Source organism: Oculatella sp. LEGE 06141, assembly GCF_015207605.1.
GTDB lineage: Bacteria > Cyanobacteriota > Cyanobacteriia > Elainellales > Elainellaceae > Oculatella.
The window spans coordinates 1-5,608 of record NZ_JADEWO010000121.1 but is presented as its reverse complement, the minus strand read 5'-3'; the positions used below and the strand labels follow the sequence as shown (position 1 = coordinate 5,608).

Genomic DNA, 5,608 nt, shown 5'->3' with positions numbered 1-5,608 from the left:
CATTGCCAAGCGGTGGAACCGACCGATTCAAAATTGGAAGGCAGCGTTGTCACATTTTGCTATCCTATTTCCAGGACGCTTCAACTTTTGACGATCTAAAGGCTTACACAAAAATTTGACCACTCTCTGTTCAACACGCCCGGACTTAGCCTCAGTTCATGAAAACCTTTTGGCGATGCATGAAGATCTCCATAAAGGGTTTCACTCGTGGCATGGAGGTGGCAGTTGTGAACCTAAACATTTTGTTGAGTACTTAACCACTATCGAGGCTTGGCGCTTTGAGAAGTCCAAGAAAGTGTCTTCCCATCTGCATCAGTTAATCAATCGACTGGATAAGTTGCAAACGACGTTTGAGAGCCGTTATGAACTATGTCAGCAATTTAAGTAGACAGATGTGATTAAGGGCGTGAGTAGACAGGTTTGGTCGGGAAACACTACCTCAACTACCAAGAACCGTAATAATACCCACTCTGGGGGAAGAAAAACATGCCTCATCGAACCTTTGCCAGTGTTCTTCTACTGTACAAAGCTTCTGCAAACTCACACTGTCTTTACATCGCAGTATCTATGGTGTAGTGGTTCCTACAGCCTTTCTACAATGCTAAGAAAAGTTTCTCCGATCGCTCTGACTGGTGGCGCTTTGATTGTCACATTTGTGATTAGTGCTTACGCATTTGCACAAACACCTCGTTTCTTCTTGTTCAAGCTAGGACGCGCAATTGATTCTGATAGCACGGCACGAGTTCAAGCGCTCATCGATATCGATCGGACATCGGAAGATTTTGTGAAAGGCATGGTTGAACTTGCCAAGGCTGAACTGGTGGCAGAAACTCAGACCACAGAAAACGGGTTTGAAACGTTGGGTGGAATGATGGCTATCAACATGATAGATGGCATGGCTGAAGGGTTAAGAGTACAGATCGCCAATCAGATAAAGGATGAACTAGCTTCCGTTCTTGATCGAGCTGAGCAACCAGTCACGCAGTACCTGCTCAGTCAGACGATTCAAATGTCTGGTCGCAATACTGCTGTAGTCACTATCAATAAGCCACAAGGAGTTGATTGGGAGCATTCATTGGATTCAGTAGATATTGAAATTAAGAGAATTGACGGATTTTGGCAGGTAGTGGGGTTTGGCGATCGCACCATTCGAGAAACTTACCAAGCCCGCCAGTTGGAAGCCCAAGCGAATGAAGAAGCAGAACAAGCTCGGATAGAGGCAGAACGGAGCAAGAGCTTAATGAATATTGGGATGGAATCGAATCGGAGGCGTGCTGAACTCGCTGAACGAAGGGCGTTTGAGTTAGAACAACAAAACGAAACCCTACAGTGGCAAATGCAACAAGCTCCTACTGGTTCCAGTGTTATTCAATCTGATCGCACCGAAGTGGGCACCAGCTCGGTGGTTGGGCAAGTTGGGACATTAGTTGCTGACAATGCAAAGGCACGAATCAACCTGCGGGAACAACCAACTGATAGCATCCCGACTCGCCGTTACGGTTTGGTAGGGGATGAAGTGACGATTCAAGACAGCACAACTGGTGACGATGGATATACCTGGTACAACGTTGAGTTCCAAGTGTCTGGGGCTGTTGGGTGGATTCGTTCCGACTTCATTTCTGTATATGCGGACTAAAGAATTGTGTATTTGCTCACAATTTAGACATAGGTGGGTCAAAGCTCGCCTCTCTAGCCGACTCACACAACCAATTTTTGCTCTAGTGCAATCGATCGTGCATAAACCTGACAAGTCCCTCCTATGAAGAAGCAGTAGAACAACCTCATACGGTTCTACCGCCCAAACCTTCATCAAGCAGAGACAACATCATGTCATTCTCCAAACAGACGATCGCACTGGTTACACTAGTCACCACCCTCAGTACTGGCTTATCTCTGGCACCTAACTCAGCTACCGCTCAAGTCGTTCGCCAAGGACGCAGCGATCGCGCTCCTGCAACTCCGAGTGTTCACCCCCAACGCCCCTTGCGGCTCACTGCTCCTCAAACGCTCAGCGGCACCTGGCAGGGCAACATGCACGCGGCAGGCGATGATGCCTTATCCTATCTGACGCTGCAAATGACGGGCGGCGGGTCTAGCTATCAAGGCACCTGGCAGCTCGAAGGACAAGACGAGATTCTGCAAGCAGGCACCCTCAGTGCTAGCAAACAAGGTAATACCATCACCATCTCACTGGAGCAGTTCAACGGCAATCAAGCCATTGTGCTGACAGGGATAGTGAATGCAAACGGCACAACCCTGTCTGGACAAGTTGTAAATTCAACCTTCGTCTTCTACTTCACAAAAAACTAAGCCCCCTCACCGAACAGTTGTACCTGTGGTTGCTGGTTGAGAGGGTATACTGTCAGCCGACATCACCTAAGCCATCGCCTCCAACAAAAACAGCCCCAACAGTTCCAAAAAAAATCCCACACCCACTTGGTGGTCAGTGTCGTGGGGGACGTTCACGAAGGAAATCTGTTAGGGCTTTGTGGTTAGCGGATCACAAGCAGCGATCGCCATCAACCTAACGGTTCAGCGTGGTGCCACGCTCATCTTCAAAGCGCTCGGCTAGTCGCTTCAACCCGTCATTGAACTCATCCTGGTGGCGATCAGTGAGGCGATTGAGGCCACCGTTGAATGCGTCTTGATGACGGTCAGATAGGTTGGTTTCAGCAGACAGCCCTTTGTTCAAGTTGCCACGATAGGAATCACTGAAGCGATCGGCAATCTGGTTGAGTCCACTGAAGTACTCATCTTGCTGGCGATTGGCGAGGCTCACATCGGTGGCAATCCCTTTGTTCAGGTTATCCCGGTAGGAGTCTGTGTAGCATTCACTCAAAGCACTCGCAGGGGTGACAACGGCGATCGCTCCCTCGACGAACGACGACAAAATTACGGGCGATCCCATCAACTTCCCCATCTCAAAGAAGAGTTCGACACCTGGCTCGATGCTCAACTAAATCGATAGAAACAAACCAAACCGAAGTTCGATCGCCTCACTGACCCAGCTTTGGGATCAACGCTCCTTTGCTCTGCTCAAGTCTCAAGCACTCTCCTGGCAACCCTTTTAACCTCTCCCTTTTAACCTTGTTGCGCAGTAGATAGATATACGATTAGTAGAAACCCTTTTGATTGCCGAAGGTGATTACCCTTGGCAAATTGGCTACATACACCCGAAGTGGGTAGTTCATAAAGGTTCCTTGTACTGACCATTACCAGACTTATTTGGCTCTTAGAGGTTTGATGCAGTGGCTGAATGAGATACTCTCTTAGAGATACATCGCAATGTTCTGAGCAAGCACTTTAATTACCGGAGATGCAACGATCGATTCAACTTCTAAGTGGGACAGGAGACATCGTAACTGGACTACTCTGTAGCATGAGCGATCGTCACTTAGAGGACTTTGAGACAATTTGGAAGGGGATTTTAAGGGCAACCGAACAGCCCGATAGCTATTGGAGTTGGGACTTCAAGCTACGGCAAGGCAGTCAAGATGCCCGGTATGAAGCCTATGCAATTGAAGTGGACAGTCTGACTCAGGGATTGATGTTTCTTGAAACCCAATGGCATCGATCGCAACTTCCCCAGCGTTACCCCTTGGTCTATGTTGAAGCATTGGCTGTGGCTCCCTGGAACCGTCGGCGCTTAGAAGACCCACCCTATTTACGGGGGGTAGGTCGAACCCTTTTGCTGTTTGCGCGGCAGCGAAGCCTCGAATTGGGATACGGTGGTCGAGTCGGGCTTCACGCTTTACCCGAGTCAGAAGAATTTTATCGCCGCAACCAGATGCCAGAGTATGACCCAGACTCAGACAAGGAGGGCTTGGTATACTTTGAATACGGTGTGCTCCGGCGCTAAGTTTGCCCTAATTCCCAGGAAAGTTTTCAATGGACGATCCCACCCTTGCTGCCCAATACGCCCAAAGCGGAGACTTAATGGATTTGTGCAACAACGAGGCATGGTTGCACGAGTCTGCCCAAATTGAGGATGGGGGGCAAGTAGAAGCGGGACTGCCCATGAAAGGGTATAGCCAAACTGTTACTGCGCTTACGAGTGAGCAAGACCAGCAGTTGCGGCAGCAGATGAAAGCCCAGTCAATTCTTTTTACTGCCTTGCGGCAGTGGATGGAATCTTGGGATTTGGGTGCGGGATTCGACGACACCTATGCGATCGCCCGTCGGTTGATCCGTCATCATTTAGCGAATCCTACCGCAACTCAACTTGCAACGATCGATAGTCTCCTGGCAGGGAATGTTGAACTGGGAAATATGAACCCACCGACCGAGAAGCAAGCAGTGTCACTGTTGGCGGAAATGTTCACTCAGGAAGACTGGCAAGCAATGGCAGAAGCCGCATCGCACTCCATCTCATCACGGGTGTTGAGCGCAGGAAAAACACATCCTGTAACAACGGCGGTATGAGCTTTGCAGCATTGAACTAAAACACGAACGAATTTATTGAGTTTCAGTATTTCTGATTGTGCCAGTCAGCTCAAGGGGAACGCACTAAATTGACCAAACAAGAACGCTCAGAACTGGCTCTCCCATTTCAAGTTTGAATCCTGATTTAGACAAACATTCTCTACAGCCTCACCTACGGGTGGGACTTTGATTTCTCCTTTTGGCGGTTCCTTCGTGGGGTTCAAGCGTGTTTGCTTGCTTGATTACTAGAATGCAGCAGGAGACTGAAACGGCTTTGAGTGACATCTGAGTGCAAGTCAATGGTTTGCTGAGGAAGCTGAGAAGGGGCGATCGTCCCAGAGCTTTTGTTTGTGGGTTCAGATTAGTCAAAACGTTGAATCTGAATTAGTTGAAATTGGGCACTTTAAGAAAAACCCTCTAACAGTTTGTCAGAGGGTTTTTGCAATTATTCAAACCTTAATATTCCCATATGGTAAATATCATTATCGCGCTATCAGTGATAGCACTTGCATTCCTAGCGTGTCTGCTGATTTTCATATTGCTCAAGGAGATTGAGAAGCAAAATTCTCAGTCTCAATATAGAAAAATTCAAGTCTATTCCTCATCAAGACCCGTTGCACAAAAACTGGTTAAACAGTCTCCAGGAAATTTTATCTTCAAGCCAAGTCCATCAGCACCGCAACAGCCAGTCAAGCTCATTAAAACTTCACTTGCCCGTAAGTTACTTCCTCTGGTGAATGGCGATATGGAAACAGCTAAACGCTTAGTCATTCAAGCCAGAGAAAAGAACCCAGGCCGTTCAGAGCAATGGTGCTGGGAAAAAGTAATTTATGACTTAGAACGCGATCGAAGGGTTTGATTTTGCTAGAGAACTGAATTGCTGAAGACCTCTGTGCAATCATCTGTGCTGTTCCTGGAATATCAGATTCAATACCTGCACAGGAGGATCTGACCAAGCATGATAGTCATGAACTTCCAGGTTATCCACATCGCTATCATAGGCAATGACATTTAGACCATCCTTGATTAGGAAACAATAGGCCAGAAGGCAAAACAGAGGAGAGTGTTTTGATTTTTGTGTAAGCCTTGAGATCGTCAATAATTGAAGCGTCCTGGAAATAGGATAGCAAAATGCGACAACGCTGCCTTCCAATCTTTAATCGGTCGGTTCCACCGCTTGGCAATG

The 5,608-nt window shown here is 47.8% G+C and carries 6 protein-coding genes; 5 read left to right on the top strand and 1 reads right to left on the bottom strand.

Annotated elements, in window-relative coordinates; all coding sequences use genetic code 11:
* The first annotated feature begins 598 nt into the window (after positions 1-598).
* Entirely contained in the window at positions 599-1,636 is a 1,038-nt protein-coding gene (locus IQ268_RS31675; RefSeq protein ID WP_193887413.1) for a hypothetical protein, read from the top strand.
* A 191-nt stretch (positions 1,637-1,827) separates the two neighbouring features.
* Positions 1,828-2,310 (top strand): hypothetical protein, encoded by a 483-nt coding sequence (locus IQ268_RS31670; RefSeq protein WP_193887411.1) that lies wholly within the window; start codon positions 1,828-1,830, stop codon positions 2,308-2,310.
* Positions 2,311-2,524: 214 nt separating this feature from the next.
* On the opposite strand, the gene IQ268_RS31665 is transcribed toward IQ268_RS31670, so the two are convergent.
* A complete protein-coding gene (locus IQ268_RS31665; protein ID WP_193887409.1) occupies positions 2,525-2,956 on the bottom strand; it encodes a hypothetical protein in 432 nt (143 codons plus the stop codon).
* Positions 2,957-3,316: 360 nt separating this feature from the next.
* Here IQ268_RS31665 and IQ268_RS31660 point away from each other — a divergent pair, with 360 nt between their 5' ends.
* The 3 genes from IQ268_RS31660 to IQ268_RS31650 all read left to right on the top strand — a co-directional run bounded on the left by IQ268_RS31660 (position 3,317) and on the right by IQ268_RS31650 (position 5,281).
* Complete coding sequence (locus tag IQ268_RS31660) at positions 3,317-3,859, top strand: hypothetical protein (protein WP_228035909.1); 543 nt, start codon at positions 3,317-3,319, stop codon at positions 3,857-3,859.
* A gap of 29 nt (positions 3,860-3,888) precedes the next feature.
* Complete coding sequence (locus IQ268_RS31655) at positions 3,889-4,422, top strand: hypothetical protein (protein WP_193887407.1); 534 nt, start codon at positions 3,889-3,891, stop codon at positions 4,420-4,422.
* Between the two features lie 469 nt (positions 4,423-4,891).
* Positions 4,892-5,281: a hypothetical protein gene (locus IQ268_RS31650; protein WP_193887405.1), complete on the top strand. Its 390-nt coding sequence runs from the start codon at positions 4,892-4,894 to the stop codon at positions 5,279-5,281.
* Positions 5,282-5,608 lie beyond the last annotated feature (327 nt).

Excerpts from the sequence above, each read along its gene's own strand:
- IQ268_RS31650 (WP_193887405.1), top strand. The coding sequence starts at position 4,892 with ATGGTAAATATCATTATCGCGCTATCAGTGATAGCACTTGCATTCCTA.
- IQ268_RS31655 (WP_193887407.1), top strand. The coding sequence starts at position 3,889 with ATGGACGATCCCACCCTTGCTGCCCAATACGCCCAAAGCGGAGACTTA.
- IQ268_RS31675 (WP_193887413.1), top strand. The coding sequence starts at position 599 with ATGCTAAGAAAAGTTTCTCCGATCGCTCTGACTGGTGGCGCTTTGATT.
- IQ268_RS31670 (WP_193887411.1), top strand. The coding sequence starts at position 1,828 with ATGTCATTCTCCAAACAGACGATCGCACTGGTTACACTAGTCACCACC.
- IQ268_RS31660 (WP_228035909.1), top strand. The coding sequence starts at position 3,317 with ATGCAACGATCGATTCAACTTCTAAGTGGGACAGGAGACATCGTAACT.